Here is a 17,774-nt window from a genome sequence, read left to right as displayed (position 1 = left end):
ATTCCCACCCGGAAGGCTCTTGTAAAGCGTAGGTCGTCGGTTCGAATCCGACAGGGGGCTCAGAGAGAGGAAGCCCCAGGTCACCGGTGGTGGCCTGGGGCTTTTTGCTGTGGTGGGGCGGGGTGCCCTGTGTCTATGGAACCTGCTTCGTCGGCACCTGTGTGGGGTCGGCGTCGAGGTGGGAGAGCATTGTTCGCAAGCTGGCGATCTCGGCGGACAGGCGTGTGCCCGCGCCCCGTGCCTGTGCCTGGTCGAGGGCGGTGCGAGCCTCGTCGTAGCGGCCGCTCGCGAGTGCCAGCAAGCCGTACAGCTCGTGTAGGCGGCCTGCGTCCCGAGGTGTGGACCTGCCGTCTTTCGCTGAAGCAGCAGCCGCCGAGTCCGCCAGCTGTGAGAGACGGCTCAGCGTCTGGCTCGCGGCTACTACCGTTTCGAAGTACGTGGCCTCGACATGCCGGTCGACGCTGCGGAGCAGCCCCGCACAGTGGCTGATCTCGTTGGCGCCGCCGAAGCGAAGGGCGAGTTCGCAGAGCAAGGCCCAGCTGTCTTGCAGCCGCTCTGCGACGTAGTCCGAAGCGTCGGGTGGGCAGTGCGTCAGGGATTCCGAGAGCAGGTCGAATAGTTCGCGTGCGTGTGCCGGAGTGAGGTCTTCGACCAGCTGTTCCCGAGCGTGGTAATAGGTCCACTTGGGGTTGTGGGGCTCGTCTTCGCGGCACAGTTCGAGGAGATTGTTGTGCCGTTGGAGCTTCTTCTTGGCCTCGATCACCTCTGGTTGGTAGCCGTAGTGTGTGAAGCGGACAGAGGCGCGGGCTGTCAGGGGGCAGTTTCCCTCTAGGTCGTAGGGGCGCTCGTGGATCCGGCCCTTGTAGCGGAGAGACGTTCTGGCTCGAAGGGCTCGTGGCAGATCGCTGTAAATACCGCCTTGGTCGTCGACATCCGCGATCTCGGGGCAGACCGCCAGGTCGACGTCGGGCAGCACGAGGTCCAGCACTGCCAGGCAACGGCGAAGCGCCCCGACGGATGCAGGTGCCAACTCTTCGTCGGCATCGACCATGACGACCCAGCCGTCCGTTACGTGGTCGAAGGCCAGGTTCCGCTGTCTCGCGAAGTCGTTTTGCCACGGGCTCTCGACTATGCGCGTGGGAACGCTCGATTCCCGCACCACTTGCAAGGTGCCGTCCCGGGAACCCGAGTCGATGACGAGGACCTCGTCGACGTCGGCAGCCATGGCGTCGATGCACCGGCCGACCCTTTCCTCCTCATCGCAGGTGAGTATCACCGCGGTGATGCGCGGTGACGGCACCGCCGAGGAAGAGGGTGGGAAGCCGGTGGCGGGTACGTCCGCCAGGCGGGGAGAGACGTCGTAGACGAGGCGCAGGTCCTCGTCCCAAGGAGTCGTTGTGGTGTCACGGCTATGAGACGCGACCAATACTTCAGCGAAGCGCATTGCCGGCGCCTTCCATGACTATCGAGTTCTGGGCAGGGCTGCCGATCTGGACGATGTGGTCGAAGGTGAGGTCGGCGGCATCTGTATGGGACACCACTACCTTCGAAGCGGGAAGCGAAGCGAGGTTGCTCCAGATCCTGTGCACAGTGCCTCGGTCGATTCCGCTGAACGCTTCGTCAAGCAGGTAGACGTCCGGAGCGTGCAGCACTGCTCTGGCCAATGCCAGGCGTTGCATCTGTCCGCGGGAGAGGCCGCTTCCGTCCTCTCGCACTCCCCAAGACAGACCGCCCGGTAGATCGCGTATCACCTCGTCGAAGCACGCGATTTTGCAGGCCAGTTCGATGGCTTCGTCCTCTGCCGGCCTGCCCAGGGTCAGGTTCTCCCGGAGGGTGGCTGTGATCAGCAGTGGGCTGTCGCTGAGGTAGAGCACGCGGTCCCTGAGTTCGTTCTCCCGTAGCTGCCTGCTGTCCCGGCCGTTGACCGTGACGGTTCCGTGGTATTCGGAGAAGAAGCCTGCGATTGCCTTGAGGGCTGTGCTTTTCCCTTGGCCGTTGGCGCCGACGATCAGCGTCGTGGAAGCCGGTTCGATGGAGAGTTGGAGTTCCTTCACCGCCGGACGCGAGGAGGTCGGGTAAGTGACGCTCAAGCCGCCCACCTCGATGTGCGTGGGCTCGGCGCTGAGCGGAGTTTCCGTGGTTGAGGGCTCGGCCGGCGCCAGGCGAGGGTCCTCGTTCTGATTGATGATTTCGCGATAACGGCCAACGGCGGCGAAGAGGCGCTGGAGTGTTACTTGGAGAGCGGCGATCGAGTTTGCAGACGACAGGAAGTAGCCGGCCAGAGAAACCGAGGCGAAAATCTGTCCGACTGTCAGTATCCCGGAGAGAGCGAGCCTGAGGCACACCCAAGTGGTGAGCACTGTGGTGAGGCCCAGGTTGACGGTCATCACTACGGAGCCCAGGTTGCCGAGCCTTCCCAAGCGGGTCTCGGCGGAGATTCTGCGTTCCAGGCGTTCGCGAATCCTGCCCAGCGCGAAATCTCGCTTGGCGTAGGAGACCACTTGTTCGTAGTGATGTACGAGGTTGAACAGCTCCGCTTTGAGAGTGGCATCTCGCTGTAGAGCTTCCTCGGAAGCTGTCCTGATGGGCGAGAACAGCAGTCGCGAGGTGAGAACATTCGCTGCCGCAGACAGGAGCAGAACGGCGAGGACGTACTTATTGGTCAGGGCCAGGTACGCGCCCACCCCCAGCACCACCCCGACGTCCATCGAGGCCTGAACCGTGGAGGTGGAAACGAGCGCCTGGATCTCCTGTACGTCATCGAGACGACTCACCAGGTCGCCGACTCGCCGGTTGTTGTGGAAGGCCGTCGGCAACCGCAACAACTTGCGGACGTAGGTCTCGGAAAGTTGGCGCTGCAGAGCCTGGCCCAGAGAGACCGCGAGCCGGCCGCGCGCATATTGAGCGACGCCGACCAGGACAAGAATTCCTGCAACTGTGGCCGTCAGCAAGTTGATCGAATGCATGGAAGCATCACGCACGACACGGTCAACCGCTACTTGAAGAAAAATGCTGGTCAGCAGCGAAGCTCCCGAGACCAGCGCGGTGAGTGCGAGAATCGCGGTCAGGGCAGGCCACCGGCTGCGGACCAGCGGCCATACGACTCGCTGCGAACGGAGTTCGCTCAACCTGCTGCGCAGGCTCAGCCCGGCAGCAGGCGTATCCGTGACGAGCGCGTGTCCGGTGAATATCTCTGCCAGGGCGTCCGCACTCATTTTTGTGGGCGCCGACAGCAGCGGGTCACTTATCGCGAAGTGTCCATCGTGTTCGGCGTGGACCACCACGAAGTGCGGTTGGCTCATGACCTGTACTCGTACGATGGCCGGTCCGGCCGTATGCACGGCCTGGGCGAGTTGCCCGATGTCCAGCCGGAAAAGCTCGGAGTCGATTCCGTAGTCAGCCAAGACGTGCTGCAGGCGCAGCAAAGAGGAGCCCCGACGCCCAAGGCCAACCGACTCGCTGAGGACTGCCACGTCGATCAGTTTGCCGTGGCGCCTGAGGACCGTCCTGACGCACGCCGGCCCGCAGTCCGTATCGCCCGTTTGGCTCGTATGAAATCGTCGGAACTTCTTCATTTCCCTACCTTTCGCCCACAGGTTCGGCCCTGGCTTCCGCGGAAGCCAGGGCCGAATCAAAAAGTGCTAGCGGCAGAACTGGTTGTACATCTTCAGGTAGTCCGTGGGGGTGCCGCCGCACGAAATGACCACGCTGGTGAAGCTCAGCGCGTAGAGCTCGGCGCACTGCGCCTTGCTCAGGCGACGACCCTCACCGTCTGCCTGCTGACCCTCAACCTCGCTGAGCGCGGGAAAGTTCATGGAACGCAGCTGGGCAAGACTCATTGTCTCTCAGTTCCTTCCGGAGCAGTTGGAATTTCTGAACGACAAGATCATCTGCTCTGGCCGGAGGGTGCTGCAATCCGTACTGTGGTGGCCACACCCGCCGTTCGGCGGGGTTGCCGCCCGGCTGCGGAGGGCTTATACGTACGCAAGATTCGTCGCGGTCGCCGGAACCGGCCGTTGCTTACGTACGGGCTCAACCGCTTGATGTGCGTCGCGGTCGGGAGACCAGGCGGTGATACCTGCCCTATCTGCTATGACCGCCGCTTGCACGCGGTTGAGGTTGCCGAGTTTGGCGAGCAGCGCACTGACGTGATCCTTGGCGGTACTCGGTGCGACACCCATACGACGGGCTATCTGCAAGTTGGTCAGTCCCCTGCCCAGGAGGGACAGCGCATAACGTTCCCGCGGCGACAGAATCCCGACCATCGCGGCTGCCTCGTTGGTTCGGCAGCGCGCGAGGTACCCGTTGATGACGGCAGTCGCGACCGGTGATGCCAGGGGTCGTCGCTCTGCGGTGAGGCTCCGGATGTCTTGGACCAGTTGTTCCGGAGCGGTGTCTTTCAAAAGATAACCCGTCGCTCCGAGGAAGAGAGCGAGAGACACGTCATCTTCTTTGCGGGTTTTCGTGAGCACAATAATTTTCGGGGAATTTTTGACCGATGCAATCTGACGCAGTACGCACATACCGTCAAGGCCCTGCATCTCTATGTCCAGGAGCACGACATCGGGGCGGTGTGCCGCCACAGCTGCGAGCGCTTCGGGCCCCGAGGATGTTTCCACGACGTCTATACCATCGGATGCGTCCAAGAAATTTTGGAGACTCAGCCGCATCAGTGGCTCGTCATCGACGATGAGAGTCCGCAAGGAATCTGGGCATGTCTGGCCTCTGGCGCCCGTCATGTTTTCTCCCCGTGTCAGTTTTGCTAAGGTCTCTGCCATTTTATGCGGGAGCAGGTAAACAGATCCCCAAGCGCGCGGTTGAATGTTTTATTAAATTTCTGGTCAATTTAATGCACCCCCGCCGATCGGCGGGGGTGCCCACCAGTCGGCGGGGACTTCTCGACGCGTCACCCCTGTAGGGTTTTCGGTATCCGTCGAAGCCCTCAGTGCCGTGCGCTGGGCAATCAGAAGGAGGCCAAACGTGGTGATGGGTCCGGGACTTGCCGGCATGCCGATGGATGAGTGGAAGATCCGGACGGCCGGCGGCAAGGAGTACGTCTTCGACAGCGAGGACGAAGCGCGAGCGGCGCTGCCGGAGTACGGCGAAGGAAGCACGCTGTGGAAGCGGCGGGCCTACCGGGGGATAGCGAACACCACCGTGTCGTCGACAGGGTGGATTGACGTGACGTGAGCTGACCAGACGCTCGCTACTTTGCCAAGTTCGTAGTCATGTGTGCGGTAAGGGTCTCTACGGAGGGCTCGCCGCATCGAACCGCCCCGACCCGCACCATTCCGCGCCGATTCGCATCGATCCGCGCCGATCCGTATCAATCTGCGCCGGTCTGCGCCAGTCTGTGCCGACCCGCGTCGATGCGGGAGAAGGCCGGCTCTCTCCTTCGCGGTTGGTCGGCATGCCCCTCAACCCTTCCGTTTCCGCCTCGACGGCCCGTGCGCAGACAGCGGGCCCGGTGATGTCGGGAGGTCGAGAGGTGACGGTTTGCGCCTCGCGCTTTGCGCCTGCGCATCACCCCTGCTGAACCAGCACTTTCCATGGCGGCCGTACCGAGAACAGCCCATCGGTACGGCCGCTTTGTCGATCCGGTGTGGCGGCGCGTGGTGATCGGGCCGCGGTAGGGCGATTTTCGGCCCGCCGTCCCGGAGGTCGACAATCACCGTGCGTAGTCGCGTCGCATGGCTTGGGTCAGGCCTCGAAACAAGTGATTACCCACACCAGGCTTTCCTGTTATCGGACAACGTCGCTGGCCAGGACGCTAGTTCACGTCTGATTTGGGCATCCCGCATCGGTCTTGGCATGTGCAGGCCTTCGTGTATGGTTTCGCTCGCTGTCACCCAGGGTGTTTCTTTGGCCAGTGGTTGAGCCGGTGGTTGAACGCTGCCGTGCCCCGGGACGCAGTGCCCCACCCCTCACGGCGGTGCCCGTGTGCACCGGGTCCGGCCGCGCCGGATCCGGGCCGTACGCGCCGCAGAAAGGTTTGCGCATGTCCCGAAAGCGGGTCTTGAGACCTGTCCCTCTGGCCGCGCTGGCAGGCGTAGGCGTCTGCCTGGCAGCCGTCGTCGTGCCGTCCGCGTTTGCGGGGCCGACAACCCCGGCCGGCCCGGGCGCCCCGGCCGGCACGTGCACGATCCGCTCCGCGGAGAAGCACTCCGAGGCGCCACCGAGCTGCCTGGGCGTCACCGCTTCCCTTGACCACCTGCCCGCTGTCGGCGAGCAGGCCACACTCACCGTGGACGTCGAGGCGCAAGCAGACGTCAAGCACGCCGGCCTGTCCGTCCAACTGCCGCCCGCGATCCGAATAGCCGGCAAGGACGCCGGCCTCGCCGCGCCCACGACGGACACCTTCGGCCAGCGCACCAGCCAGAAGCTCGCCCTCACTCCCGGCACCCGCTCCGTCAAGGTCAAGGTCAAGGCTGTTGCCGCCGGGCCCGCCCAGATCCAGGCGGACATCAGCGACATCGATCACCCCGACCCGCGCCGCGCCGGACACGACTCGGTCGAACTCACCGTCGGCACGTCCAAGGGGTCCTCCGACGAGGGCGTCTCGGTCTCCAAGGGCCGTGCGACCCGGGTCGACGGCCCCGGGCCCGGCCAGCGCCAGGCTCGCCCGGCCAACCCCAAGACCCCGGCCCCCGCGCGTGCGTCGGCTGCCTCGGCCCCGGCGTCCCCGCGCGCCACCGCGCCGGCCGCGCGCGCCCAGGCCTGCGTCGGCGGCACCTTCCGTAACCGCTTCCAGTCCTCAGAGGGCGGCAGCTGGAACGGCAAGGCCAACCGGGACGAGCCGGTCAGCAACGCCAACATCATCCTGTGGGGCAAGCCGACCGCCAACGGCCCTACGCAGAAGCTCGCCACGGGAATGACCGGCAACGGCACGGGCCAGTTCAACCTCTGCTACACCCCGCGCACCTCGACCACCTCCATGGCCTGGGTGGAGTTCCAGTCGCAAGCCGGCCGGATGTGGTCGGTGGTCGACGCCAACGGCGGGCTCTACGCCACCACCTCGTACGCGCTGAACAACATCTCGGGCAGCACCAGCCTGGGCAACGTGTACGCCAACTACGGGCAGAGCCGCGCCTGGCACAGTTTCGACACTCTCAACAAGCTGTGGTGGAACCGTGGTTCCACGACCAACTGTTGGGCTTCCAGCCAGCAGGACGGTTACTGCACCCCGATCACCGTCCAGTGGTACCCCGGCTCCACCGACGGCACGTACTGGACCTCCGGCGACGACAAGATCCACCTCGCGGACAACGACCCCGACGCCGAGCACACCACCATCCACGAGGCGGGTCATGCCCTCATGGGCAAGCTCTACAGGGGCTGGTGGCCGCAGGTGAGCAACTGCTCGCCCCACTACGTAGACCGCGCCTCCTCCACCAGCTGCGGCTGGACCGAAGGCTTCGCCGACGCGGTGGCGTTCCACACCTTCAACGACACCACCTACTACTGGGGCAACGGCGCGTCCCTGAACCTCGCCAACGACCGCTCCACGAGGAACATCGACCCGGGTGACGCCTGCGAGGCGCGCGTCGCCACCGCGCTGGTCGACCTGTGGTCCCAGGTCGACGGCGGCTGGATGAAGAGCAACTCCATGATGTCCCGGAACCCGCAGTCCAGCTTCCGCGAGTACTTCGTCACCGACCGGCCCACCTACGGCCTGGACAACGGCGCGAAGGCGCAAAGCATCCTCTACAAGCACACCATCCAGTACTGACCGCGGTCAGCCGCACATCCCCATGGACCGGGCCGACTGGCGGCCCGGTCCATGGGCGTTGTGGCTGTGGCGCACCGGCGCCTGCCACCTGGGCCTTGTCGTTGGCCGGGTGTCCTGTGGGTTATTCGTTTTCGATGCCGGGTCTTCCCCCCGTGGAGATCTGGTATCGAATACGAGTACGTCTGTGCCGTCTCAGTGAACCCGGACGTCCGACCGGCTGGGTCACGACAGTTATGTCACGACAGAGCCGTAGAACCATGGACTTCGAGCGCGGATTGGTACCTGCTCCTTTCTGGGAATGCGGGTAGGGCTGGTCCGGTGAGGGCAGCCGCGCTCAGTGACGCGGTCGTGAGGTGTGTCGGCGGAAGCCCGGCGTAGTCGTAGGCGCAGGAATGGAGCGGATCGGAGTCGGTCGGCTCCGTGACGCCATTGCCGTCCCGATCGTCCGCTTCCAACTGCTCCTCGACACGGTCGAGGAGCGCTTCCCACCGCGTGGGACCGATCCCGCCGTGTAGTTTCCGAGCAGCCTTTCGGCTGTCCTCCGCCGCGCAGCGGAGTAGATCGAAGGTTTCGTACATCCGGCCAGCCTTTCCGAGGTGAGCGGGTGTGGGCGCTTATGCGGGCCACGCATGCAGCGCTGCTTGCTTTGTTTCTGTGCGGGTCGCTAGGACCCAACCTGGGCTCACGGGAGGGGGGCTGTTCGCAGGCTCCCTCCCGTGAGCCCGAGTAGCGGCACTAGCTCGTCACGTCGCCCAGCACCTCGTCGTGGATCGTGTCCTTGTAGGGCTCCAATTCCTCGCGCACCCGCTTGTAGCGCCGGGCCACCGTGTGCCGGTCGATGCCGAGAGAGCGGGCGATCTCTCCCTGCTTGAGCCCCTCGACGATCGCGAGCCGGGCAATCGGGTACAGGGCCTCGGGGAGCTTGTCCGCGAGGAAGCGGTCGATGGACGCGAGGCAGTCATCGCGGGCGTGCGTCCCCTCGTCGGGCTCGACCGAGATCTCCGGTACCTCGCCCACCAGGGACAACAGCTCCCGGTCGTTGCTCCGCGCCGCGTCGGCGATGACGTCGCGCATCACCTTGCGGGCGAACGCGCGCCCACCGTCCTGCCGGTCCAGCACGAAGTCGGGCCTCGACCAGGCGCGGACCAGTTGGTACACGCAGGTCTGCACCAGGTCCTCCATCGCGTAGCCCATGCCGGCCTGGAGCACCAGGCTCTCCAGGAACGGGGCGAGACGCCCGAGTTCCGCGACCTGCTCCTTGGTCAGGCGGCGCCGGGCGGGCTCGGATTCGGGCGCGGTACGAGCCGCGGGGATCAGGCTCTGCGGCCTGTTCGGCAGGTCGTGCGGGTCCGTAGGCCCTCGAACTTCGGGGGCATTGCGCATAGGGACCAGTCCTTCCCGTGTCTCGGTCAACTCGGCGCTTGACGATGCACAGTTCGCGCTTTTCACCCAGTTATGCCGTCGGGGGCGGCGCGCAGGGTGCGTCTGGGGTCCGTAACTTTGGGTGAGGCGGTGGGGTGAAGTTGTTCAGGGGGCGCGCGCCGCGCCCGTTGCGAGCCCCCAGGGGGCCCGGCAGGGGAAAGAAGCAGGACTGTCGGGGGCGGTCAGCTGAGGACCTGGTGGATGAACAGTGCTACCGCGACTCCCACCAGGAGGGCGGCCCCGAGCAGCGGGTTGAGGAAGGCCAGGTAGGTGACCAGCCCCGCGATGATGAAGATCAACAGAGCGCGGTGGAGCTTCTGGACGGGGTCCATGCGGTGATCTCCCGAGGTGACGACCGGCCGCGGGTCGTAGTGACGTGGCCGGCCGGATGCCGGTTCGCCGGTTCACCAGAAGAAGCCGTTGGGGGAGGGGCCGGGGGCGCAAGGAAGGTGCGTGGCCGATGTCACCCTGCGCGCTGCACCCGCTGGGGGCACCGGGACGTGGGTGGCCAGTATCCGGCGATCAGCAATCGGCGGTGGCGTGCGCGGCGTGTACGCGGGCCGTTGACGTCTGGGCGTCGGCGGCCTCCGGGGAGACCGGACGACGCGTACGTGAGTGGCCCGTTCGATGCGGTGATACGTACGCGTATCGGCGTAAGTTCGCGGCATGGTGACTTCGATGGCGCGTGAGGACTACGAGCGGCGGATGGCGCGGGCGGTCCGGGCGGCGGAGGACGCGGGGCTGGCCGGGCTGATCGTGACGCCGGGGCCGACGATGGCGTGGCTGTGCGGGTACGCCCCGCCACGTTCCAGGGGGCTGTTGACCATGCTGGTCGTCCCTGTGGGAGGACGGCCGAAGTTGTTGGTGCCCGCGGAGGACAAGGCCGCCGCGGAGCGCACCGCTGCTGCGGGTGCGCTGGAGTTGAGCGCGTGGGCGGGAGGCTCGGACCCGTATGGCGTGGTGGTGAAGGCGCTGTCCCGGCAGGGGCGTTACGGGATCTCGGACATGACGTGGGCGCGTGACCTGTTGGCCCTGCAGCGGGCCGCGCCGGGGACCTCGTACATCGCGCTGATGGAGGCGCTGCCGATGCTGCGTGCGGTGAAGGACGCCTTCGAGGTGGAGCGGCTGGCGGACGCCGCCGAGGCCTCCGATGCCGTCTACGAGGCGGTCCTCGGGCTGCGCTTCGCCGGGCGTCGGGAGCACGAGGTGGCAGCCGACGCGGCGCGGCTGCTCACCGAGAAGGGGCACGACGCGGTCGCCTTCACGGTCGTCGGGGCGGGGCCCGGCGGGGCCGACCCGGGACACGAGGCGGGCGAGCGGGTCATCGCGGACGGGGACATGGTCGTACTCCACTTCGCCGGCCTGAAGGACGACTACTGCTCGAACATCGCGCGGACCGTGCACGTGGGGCCGCCGTCGGCCGAGGAGCGCAAGGTGCACGACCTGGTGCGGGAGGCGCAGCAGGCGGCCTTCGAGGCGGTACGGCCGGGGGCGGCCTGCCAGGAGATCGACCGGGCCGCCCGGAGGGTTATCAAGGCGGCGGGCTACGGGGAGTACTTCACCCACCGTACGGGGCACGGGGTCGGTGCCGTCCCGCACGAGCCGCCGTACCTGGTGGAAGGCGAACAGTTGCCGCTGGCGCCGGGGATGTGCTTCTCGATCGAGCCGGGGATCTACCTTCCGGGGCGGTTCGGGGCACGGGTCGGGGACACCGTGACGTGTACCGAGACCGGCGGGCGGTGGTTGAACGGCAGTGATCGGGTGATGGTGGTGGTGGAGTGAGGTGGGGCGGCTGGGTGCGGGTGGGGGCGCTAAGGGGGGCGTAGAGCGCGTACGGCGCGTACGGCAGCCGAGCGCGCCAGGGGGCGGGCCTGGCTGACGTACGCGCGTCGGGTTCCGGGACCGGCGGCTTACGGGACGAGTACGACCTTGCCCATCGTGCCGCGGTTGGCCAAGGCGCGGTGTGCGGCCGCCGCTTCGCGGAGCGGGAAGCGCTGTACGTCCGGTACGAGGCGGCCGGCTGCCGCCTCCGCGAGGGACGCGGTCTCCAAGGTGCGCATCGGATTGTCGCCGCCTGCCTTGGCCATCATGACGGGGCCGAGCACGGACTCGGAAGTGATGCCGCGCTCGGCCAGCTCGCCCTCGGCGAACACCAGCGGGCCACCGGTGAGCGGACCGCCCGAAGACCAGCCGAAGACGAGGTGGCGGCCACCGCGGGCGAGCAGGCCGACGGCGGCGCGGCCCGGTTCGCCGCCCACGGAGTCGAAGACGATGGTGGCGCCCGGCACCTCGCGCTCGTCCAGGAAGGCCCGCACCACGGAGGGCCAGCCGGCGTCCTTGTAGTCCACGGCGAGGTCGGCGCCGAGCCGGCGTACGCGCTCGGTCTTGGCCTGGCCGCCCGCGAGGCCGATCACGGTCGCCCCGACGTTCTTCGCGTGCTGGACGAGCAGCGAGCCGATGCCGCCGGCCGCGGCCGGGACGATCGCGATGTCGTCGGCGGTGAGTTCGGCGAAGAGCAGGATGCCCATGGTGGTGCGCCCCGTGCCGATCATGGCGACGGCCTGGGCCTCGTCCAGGCCGTCGGGGATGTCGTGGAGCTTCTCGGCGTCGACGACGGCCTTCTCCGCGTAACCGCCCGGGTTCATGCCCAGGTGGGCGACGACCCGGCGGCCCAGCCACGCGGGGTCCGTGCCCGCGCCGAGGGCCTCGACCGTGCCCGCGACCTCACGGCCGGGAGTGGTCGGAAGGTCGGGGAGCGGGGCCGGGCCACCCTTTATGCCCTCGCGCAGCGCCGTGTCGAGCAGGTGGACGCCGGCCGCCGCGACGGCGATGCGGACCTGGCCGGGGCCGGGGAGCGGGGTCTCGGTCTGCTCGTAACGGAGGTTTTCGGCGGGGCCGAAGGCGTGGAGGCGGATCGCGTGCATGAGTGGGCTCCTGGCGAGAGTGGTGGCCGACTGAGGCTTGCGGCCTTCACTCTGGTTCCTCGACTTTGGTTGAGGTCAAGGAGTGATCACGGAGACCTCGGGCGCGGTGCCGACGAGTTCGTTCGGCGGTGGTGTTTGTGCAGCTCAGGGGCGTGGTTCGCGGGATTGTCAGTGGGGTGGTTCACGATGGGTGCAGATGGCGGTGTGCGGGACAGGCGGTAGGGAAAGGCGGTGGACGCGGTGATGGAGCGGGGCGGGAAGTCGGGGCGGCCGGGGCAGTCGGCGCGGGCCGGTCAGGCCGTACGGGCGGTGCGGCGGCCGACGGTGCGGTTGCCGGAGCTGAGGCCGTACGCGGACGCGGAGTTGGCGGCCGAGGGGGATTACGACGGGCTGGAGCTCGCGGACGCCGACCTGGCCGGGCAGGCGGGGCGCGGGGCGCGGTTCATGGACTGCGCGGTGCGGCGATGCGCGCTGGACGAGACGGTGCTGAGCCGGGCGCGGTTCATCGACAGCGTGCTGGACGAGGTGCGCGGGGTCGGTACGGACCTGTCACAGGTGTCGCTGCGGGACGTCGAGGTCCTGGACGCGCGGCTCGGCGGCGTTCAGATGCACGCGGCGGCGCTGGAGCGGGTCGTGGTGCGCGGCGGGAAGATCGACTTCCTCAATCTGCGCAAGGCGAAGCTGAAGGACGTCGCCTTTGAGGGATGCGTGCTGGTGGAGGCGGACTTCGGCGGCGCGGAGCTGGAGCGGGTCAGCTTCGACGACTGCACGCTGTCCCGGGTGGACTTCAGCGGGGTGCGGATGCGCGATGTCGACCTGCGGGGGGTGGCCCGGCTGGACATCGCGCGGGGGATCGACCGGCTGTCGGGCGCGGTGATCAGCGCGGCCCAGCTGATGGACCTGGCGCCGGCGTTCGCGGCGGAGATAGGCGTGCGGGTGGAGTGACGGGGCGAGGCGGGGCGGGGCCGGGCGGTGGCTCGGGGCCGGGCGCTGGGCGGTAGCCCGGAGCCGGGGGGCGGGCCCGGGGTCGGAACCAGGGGCGGGTCCGGGGTCGTGGCCGGGTTCTGGGCCGGTTCCGGGCCGGGCTCCGGACCAGGGAGGACTGACGAAAAGGAGGGCTGTCGGGTGCGGGTCAGACGCGGGGGAAGCGGGCCTGGAGGTCCCATACGGCCGGGTTGTCGGCGAGCCCGTCGTGCATGTCGGTGAGGTCGGCGATCAGGTCGTGCAGGAAGTCGCGGGCCTCGCGGCGCAGCGCGGAGTGCTGGAAGGTCAGCGGGGGCTCGTCGGCCGGCATCCAGTCGGCGTCGACGTCCACCCAGCCGAAGCGGCGCTCGAAATACATCCGGTCTGCCGACTCGGTGAAGTCCAGTTCGGCGAACTGCGGTTGGGCGGCGCGGCTGCCGCGCGGGTCGCGGTCGATCCGTTCGACGATGTCGCACAGCGCCCAGGCGAAGTCCAGCACCGGCACCCAGCCCCAGGCGGTGGAGACCTCGCGGTCCTCCTTGGTGTCGGCGATATAGACGTCGCCGCAGAAGAGGTCGTACCGCAGGGCACGTACGTCGGCGGTGCGGTAGTCCGTTTGTGGCGGGTCCGGAAAGCGACGGGAGAGGGAGTAGCCGAGGTCGATCACGTCTTTGATGGTGTCACGTTCGTACGTACGGCCGCGCCTCTGCGGTCATCCGTGGTCCTCTGCGGTCGTCCGTGGTCGTCCGAGGCAGACCACAGTCGACCGTGTGCGCCGTACTGATCGTCCATGCGGGGGAGATACAGGGGAGGCACGGGGGAGGTGCGGGGAGAGATGCAGAGGAGGCGCGGGGGAATCGCGGGGGAGCCATGGGGGAGCCGTACGCCTTATGGCCGGTCGGCAGGCCGGTGACCGTAGGGAAACGGGTACGTCAGCGGACGTGCCCCGGAGAAGCCACGAGTCAGAGGGTGGGGATGGATCATGAAGGGTTCCATGGCCAGACGCTCGGGTGTCGCGCTGCTCGCCGCCGCGGCACTGGCGGCGGTTCCGGCGTTCGGTACGGAGGGGGCTCCGGTCGCAGTGGCGGCGGCCGCGCCTGCGGTGGGGGCCGCGGGAGCAGGGGAGGACAGCGCCGCACAAGCCGGGGGTGAGCATGGAGGCGGTGCTCACGGCAGCGGGAAGGAGTGGCGGGGCGGCTGGGCGGCCTCGCCGCAGGCGCCGCACGCGGTGATCCCCAACTGGTCGACGCAAGGCTTCGCCCACCAGACGGTCCGGCAGGTCGTGCGGGTCAGCACGGGCGGCGCCGAGGCCCGGATCGAACTGTCCAACAGGTACGGCCGTACGCCGCTGACGGTGACCGGCGCGACCCTCGCCCGTGCGGGCAAGGGGGCGGCCGTGCAGAACGGTTCCGTACGGGACCTGCTCTTCGGCGGGAAGCGGTCGGTGACCGTGCCCGCGGGTGGCGAGGTGCGCAGCGACGGGCTGCCGATGAAGGTACGGGCGCTGGAGTCCCTGACCGTGACGCTGTACCTGGCGGGGCCGACCGGACCGGCCACGTTCCACCAGGCGGCCCTGGCCACGTCCTACCGGGCCGCCGGTGATCACCGGTCGGACACCGGGGCCGCCGCGTTCACGGAGAAGTCCGTGTCCTGGTACTACCTGTCGGGCGTCGAGGTCTCCGGAGGCAAGGACGCCGCACGCCGGAGCGCGGTGGTGGCCTTCGGCGACTCCATCACCGACGGCTACGGCTCCTCCGTCGACACGAACCGCCGGTATCCGGACGTACTGGCGGAGCGTTTCGCGGCCACCGGGCGTCCGCGCAGCGTGCTCAACCAGGGCATCGGCGGCAACCGGGTCACCGTGGACTCGATGTGGGCCGGGGAGAAGGGCGTCGCCCGCTTCCGGCACGACGCGCTCGGCGAGCCGAACGTGGGCACGGTCATCGTGCTGGAGGGCATCAACGACATCGGCGCCAGCGCCTCGCCGAACTGGCCCGACGGTTCGGCCCCCGACGTGTCGGCTGCCCAGCTCGTCAAGGGCCACCGGGAGCTGATCCGGCAGGCGCGCGCCGCGGGAGTGAAGGTGATCGGTGCGACCGTGACGCCGTTCAAGGGCGCGGCGTACTACTCCGAGCGCGGTGAGGCCAAGCGCGACGCGCTCAACGACTGGATACGCACCTCCGGTGAGTACGACGAGGTCATCGACCTGGACCGGGCTCTGTCCGACCCGGCCGACCGGGACCGGCTGGCCCCGGCGTACGACAGCGGCGACCACCTGCACCCGAGCAACGCCGGGTACCGGGCGATGGCCGCAGCGGTGGATCTCGACGAGCTCTGAGGCCAGGGGGCGGCGGGGTGCGGGGCTGCCGGGTGGTGGGGTGCGGCCCGGCAGCCCCCGACCAGCACCGCGCCCCACCGAGGTGAAGCTCTCGGTGGGGCGCGGTGGGGAGACGTCCAGGAGGCGGGCCGCTCAGCTGCGGGCCGCGCCCTTGGGGGTCGCTCTGGGTCAGACGTTGACGCCGAAGTCCTTGGCGATGCCGACGAGGCCGGAGGCGTAGCCCTGGCCGACGGCGCGGAACTTCCACTCGGCGCCGTTGCGGTACAGCTCGCCGAAGACCATGGCGGTCTCGGTCGCCGCGTCCTCGCTCAGGTCGTAGCGGGCGATCTCGGCGCCGCCGGCCTGGTTGACGATGCGGATGAACGCGTTGCGCACCTGGCCGAAGTTCTGGCTGCGGTTCTCGGCGTCGTAGATCGAGACCGGGAAGACGATCTTGTCGATGTCGGCCGGGAGGGCGGCCAGGTTGACCTTGATCTGCTCGTCGTCGCCCTCGCCCTCACCGGTGACGTTGTCACCGGTGTGCTCGATGGACTGGTCCGGCGTGACCTTGTTGTTGAAGAAGACGAAGTGCTGGTCCGAGTAGACCTTGCCGCTGGTGTTGACGGCGATGGCACTCGCGTCGAGGTCGAAGTCCGTGCCGGTGGTGGTGCGGACGTCCCAGCCGAGGCCGACCGTGACGGCGGTCAGGCCCGGTGCCTCCTTGGTGAGCGAGACGTTGCCGCCCTTGGACAGGCTTACAGCCATGGGGATGTCCCTTTCCTCGTCGAATCGTCGGGCTTCGTACTGCGGACGAAGCTACCGTCACCCTGCTAAACGAGATGAGGGGACCGTCGGGTTCCAGCTCCTTTTACTTTCTTTGCCAATCTCTGATGCCGGGTGGCCGTGCGGGGCGAGAGGGACAGGGGGTGTGGCAGTGGCGGCCGGGCAAAAGAAGGTGACGCGGGCGGGTGGACGCGGGATCATAGGGGGCATGTCAGGGCCTTATGTCATCCGCGGTGCGGTCGCTCTTCCGGAGGCCGAGCTCGTGTGGCGGTTCACGCGTTCCTCGGGCCCCGGCGGTCAGCACGTCAACACCTCGGACAGCCAGGTGGAGTTGCGCTTCGACGTCGCGGGCACCGAGGCGTTGCCGGAGGTGTGGAAGGAACGGGCGCTCGCGCGGTTGGCCGAGCGCGGCCGGCTGCTGAACGGTGGCGTGGTGTCCGTACGGGCCTCCGAGCACCGTTCGCAGTGGCGCAACCGGGAGACCGCCGCCGTGCGGCTCGCCGCGCTCCTCGCGGAGGTCACCGCGCCGCCGCCCAAGCCGCGGCGCAAAAGCCGTATTCCGCGCGGTATCAACGAGCGCCGGCTGCGGGAGAAGAAGCAGCGCGGCGACACGAAGCGCGGCCGCTCCGGCCGCGACTGGACGTGAGCCCGAGTCCGGAAGGCTGGAAGCCGGACGTGAGCCCGAGCCCGGAAGGCTGGAAGCCGGACGTGAGCCCGAGCACGGAAGGCTGGACGTGGACCAGCCCGCCCCTCTTCTCTCTCCCGCCTCAGGCCCTCGCCCCAGCGCCCCCGCGGCTCGCTCCCTCACCCCACGTGCCGGTACTTCCCCCGGAAGTACAGCAGCGGTCCTCCGTCGCCGGCCGGGATGCCGGCCGACAGGACCCGGCCGATGACCAGCGTGTGGTCGCCGGCGACGACGCGTTGTTCCGTACGGCATTCCAGGCGGGCCAGCGCGCCGCCGATCAGTGGTGCTCCGGACTCTTCGCCCCGTTCGGTGGGAATGTCTTCGAAGAGCAGTCGGTCGCTGATGCGGTTCTTCATGGCGAACCGGCCCGCAATGTTCCGCTGGCCCTCCGACAGCACCGAAACCGCCCATAGCGGCTGTCGCTCCAGGAGGTCGTCCATCCGGGAGTCGTTGCGAACGCTCACCATCACCAGGGGCGGTTCGAGCGATACGGACAGGAAGGCGGTGGCGGTCATGCCCACGTCCTCGCCGCGCGGCCCGTCCTCCGGATCATGTGCGGTGATCAGTACGACTCCGGCGGCGAGCCGGGACAGGGCGGCGCGGAACTCCTCGTCACTCACCCCTCCAGGATGGGGGATCGCGCCGTTACCGGGCGCGGAGAGTGGCGCGACGGGCGCGGCGGAGCGATCGCCTGGCGTGGCGGCGGAGGTTTTCGTGAACACGCCATGAACGCTAACGGGGGCCGTGGGTGGCTCGCATCGGGCCCGGGGACCAGGCGCGCCCTAGGTCCGGCGGCCGAGACTGCCCTTGCGTCCGGATTTGCGTTCAGGAATTGTAGAAGTGCCTCCAGCGGCCCTCCCGTAAAGATCACCAAGTGGCCGCCACGCTCTGTGACTTGAGTCACAGCAGGCAGTAATTGTTGACCCTGTGTACCGAGTGAACAGCTCACTG

The 17,774-nt window shown here is 68.0% G+C and carries 16 protein-coding genes; 6 read left to right on the top strand and 10 right to left on the bottom strand.

Annotated features, from left to right (window positions below; genetic code table 11):
• Positions 1-133: 133 nt before the first annotated feature.
• From ACH4K4_RS34715 to ACH4K4_RS34700, 4 genes are all read right to left on the bottom strand, one after another.
• The gene (locus ACH4K4_RS34715) at positions 134-1,444 is read right to left on the bottom strand and encodes a glycosyltransferase (protein WP_398173132.1); all 1,311 of its coding nucleotides are present in this window, start codon (positions 1,442-1,444) and stop codon (positions 134-136) included.
• Entirely contained in the window at positions 1,431-3,575 is a 2,145-nt protein-coding gene (locus ACH4K4_RS34710; RefSeq protein ID WP_398173130.1) for a peptidase domain-containing ABC transporter, read from the bottom strand. Before ACH4K4_RS34710 ends, ACH4K4_RS34715 begins: the two co-directional genes overlap by 14 nt.
• 66 nt (positions 3,576-3,641) lie before the next feature.
• Positions 3,642-3,839, bottom strand: a complete 198-nt coding sequence (locus tag ACH4K4_RS34705; RefSeq protein ID WP_150249871.1) for a hypothetical protein — start codon at positions 3,837-3,839, stop codon at positions 3,642-3,644.
• A 135-nt stretch (positions 3,840-3,974) separates the two neighbouring features.
• Complete coding sequence (locus ACH4K4_RS34700; RefSeq protein WP_398173128.1) at positions 3,975-4,739, bottom strand: response regulator; 765 nt, start codon at positions 4,737-4,739, stop codon at positions 3,975-3,977.
• A 241-nt stretch (positions 4,740-4,980) separates the two neighbouring features.
• On the opposite strand from ACH4K4_RS34700, the gene ACH4K4_RS34695 reads away from it, so the two are divergent.
• Both ACH4K4_RS34695 and ACH4K4_RS34690 read left to right on the top strand, forming a co-directional pair.
• The gene (locus ACH4K4_RS34695) at positions 4,981-5,190 is read left to right on the top strand and encodes a hypothetical protein (RefSeq protein ID WP_398173126.1); all 210 of its coding nucleotides are present in this window, start codon (positions 4,981-4,983) and stop codon (positions 5,188-5,190) included.
• A gap of 826 nt (positions 5,191-6,016) precedes the next feature.
• Positions 6,017-7,729: a mycolysin gene (locus tag ACH4K4_RS34690; protein ID WP_398173124.1), complete on the top strand. Its 1,713-nt coding sequence runs from the start codon at positions 6,017-6,019 to the stop codon at positions 7,727-7,729.
• A gap of 735 nt (positions 7,730-8,464) precedes the next feature.
• Here the strand turns inward: ACH4K4_RS34690 and ACH4K4_RS34685 are convergent.
• Positions 8,465-9,112 (bottom strand): sigma-70 family RNA polymerase sigma factor, encoded by a 648-nt coding sequence (locus ACH4K4_RS34685; RefSeq protein WP_398173122.1) that lies wholly within the window; start codon positions 9,110-9,112, stop codon positions 8,465-8,467.
• Positions 9,113-9,333: 221 nt separating this feature from the next.
• Complete coding sequence (locus tag ACH4K4_RS34680) at positions 9,334-9,483, bottom strand: hypothetical protein (RefSeq protein WP_398173120.1); 150 nt, start codon at positions 9,481-9,483, stop codon at positions 9,334-9,336.
• A 334-nt stretch (positions 9,484-9,817) separates the two neighbouring features.
• Between ACH4K4_RS34680 and ACH4K4_RS34675 the strand changes: the two genes are divergently transcribed.
• Positions 9,818-10,933 (top strand): M24 family metallopeptidase, encoded by a 1,116-nt coding sequence (locus ACH4K4_RS34675; protein ID WP_398173118.1) that lies wholly within the window; start codon positions 9,818-9,820, stop codon positions 10,931-10,933.
• A gap of 128 nt (positions 10,934-11,061) precedes the next feature.
• On the opposite strand, the gene ACH4K4_RS34670 is transcribed toward ACH4K4_RS34675, so the two are convergent.
• On the bottom strand, positions 11,062-12,075 hold the full coding sequence (locus tag ACH4K4_RS34670) for a zinc-binding dehydrogenase (RefSeq protein WP_398173116.1): 1,014 nt from the start codon (positions 12,073-12,075) through the stop codon (positions 11,062-11,064).
• A gap of 243 nt (positions 12,076-12,318) precedes the next feature.
• On the opposite strand from ACH4K4_RS34670, the gene ACH4K4_RS34665 reads away from it, so the two are divergent.
• Positions 12,319-13,020, top strand: a complete 702-nt coding sequence (locus tag ACH4K4_RS34665) for a pentapeptide repeat-containing protein (protein ID WP_398173166.1) — start codon at positions 12,319-12,321, stop codon at positions 13,018-13,020.
• Between the two features lie 187 nt (positions 13,021-13,207).
• Here the strand turns inward: ACH4K4_RS34665 and ACH4K4_RS34660 are convergent, their stop codons facing one another.
• Positions 13,208-13,705 (bottom strand): hypothetical protein, encoded by a 498-nt coding sequence (locus ACH4K4_RS34660; RefSeq protein ID WP_398173114.1) that lies wholly within the window; start codon positions 13,703-13,705, stop codon positions 13,208-13,210.
• A gap of 327 nt (positions 13,706-14,032) precedes the next feature.
• On the opposite strand from ACH4K4_RS34660, the gene ACH4K4_RS34655 reads away from it, so the two are divergent.
• The gene (locus ACH4K4_RS34655; RefSeq protein ID WP_398173112.1) at positions 14,033-15,376 is read left to right on the top strand and encodes an SGNH/GDSL hydrolase family protein; all 1,344 of its coding nucleotides are present in this window, start codon (positions 14,033-14,035) and stop codon (positions 15,374-15,376) included.
• A 168-nt stretch (positions 15,377-15,544) separates the two neighbouring features.
• Here ACH4K4_RS34655 and ACH4K4_RS34650 read toward each other — a convergent pair whose 3' ends face one another.
• Positions 15,545-16,120: a TerD family protein gene (locus ACH4K4_RS34650; protein ID WP_030022317.1), complete on the bottom strand. Its 576-nt coding sequence runs from the start codon at positions 16,118-16,120 to the stop codon at positions 15,545-15,547.
• A 226-nt stretch (positions 16,121-16,346) separates the two neighbouring features.
• Here ACH4K4_RS34650 and arfB point away from each other — a divergent pair, with 226 nt between their 5' ends.
• A complete protein-coding gene (gene arfB / locus ACH4K4_RS34645) occupies positions 16,347-16,784 on the top strand; it encodes an alternative ribosome rescue aminoacyl-tRNA hydrolase ArfB (protein ID WP_398173110.1) in 438 nt (145 codons plus the stop codon).
• Between the two features lie 158 nt (positions 16,785-16,942).
• On the opposite strand, the gene ACH4K4_RS34640 is transcribed toward arfB, so the two are convergent.
• The gene (locus ACH4K4_RS34640; protein ID WP_398173108.1) at positions 16,943-17,545 is read right to left on the bottom strand and encodes a flavin reductase family protein; all 603 of its coding nucleotides are present in this window, start codon (positions 17,543-17,545) and stop codon (positions 16,943-16,945) included.
• Positions 17,546-17,774: the final 229 nt, after the last annotated feature.

Source organism: Streptomyces sp. NPDC017529 (genome assembly GCF_044329785.1).
GTDB lineage: Bacteria > Actinomycetota > Actinomycetes > Streptomycetales > Streptomycetaceae > Streptomyces.
This window is presented reverse-complemented; position numbering and strand designations above follow the sequence as displayed.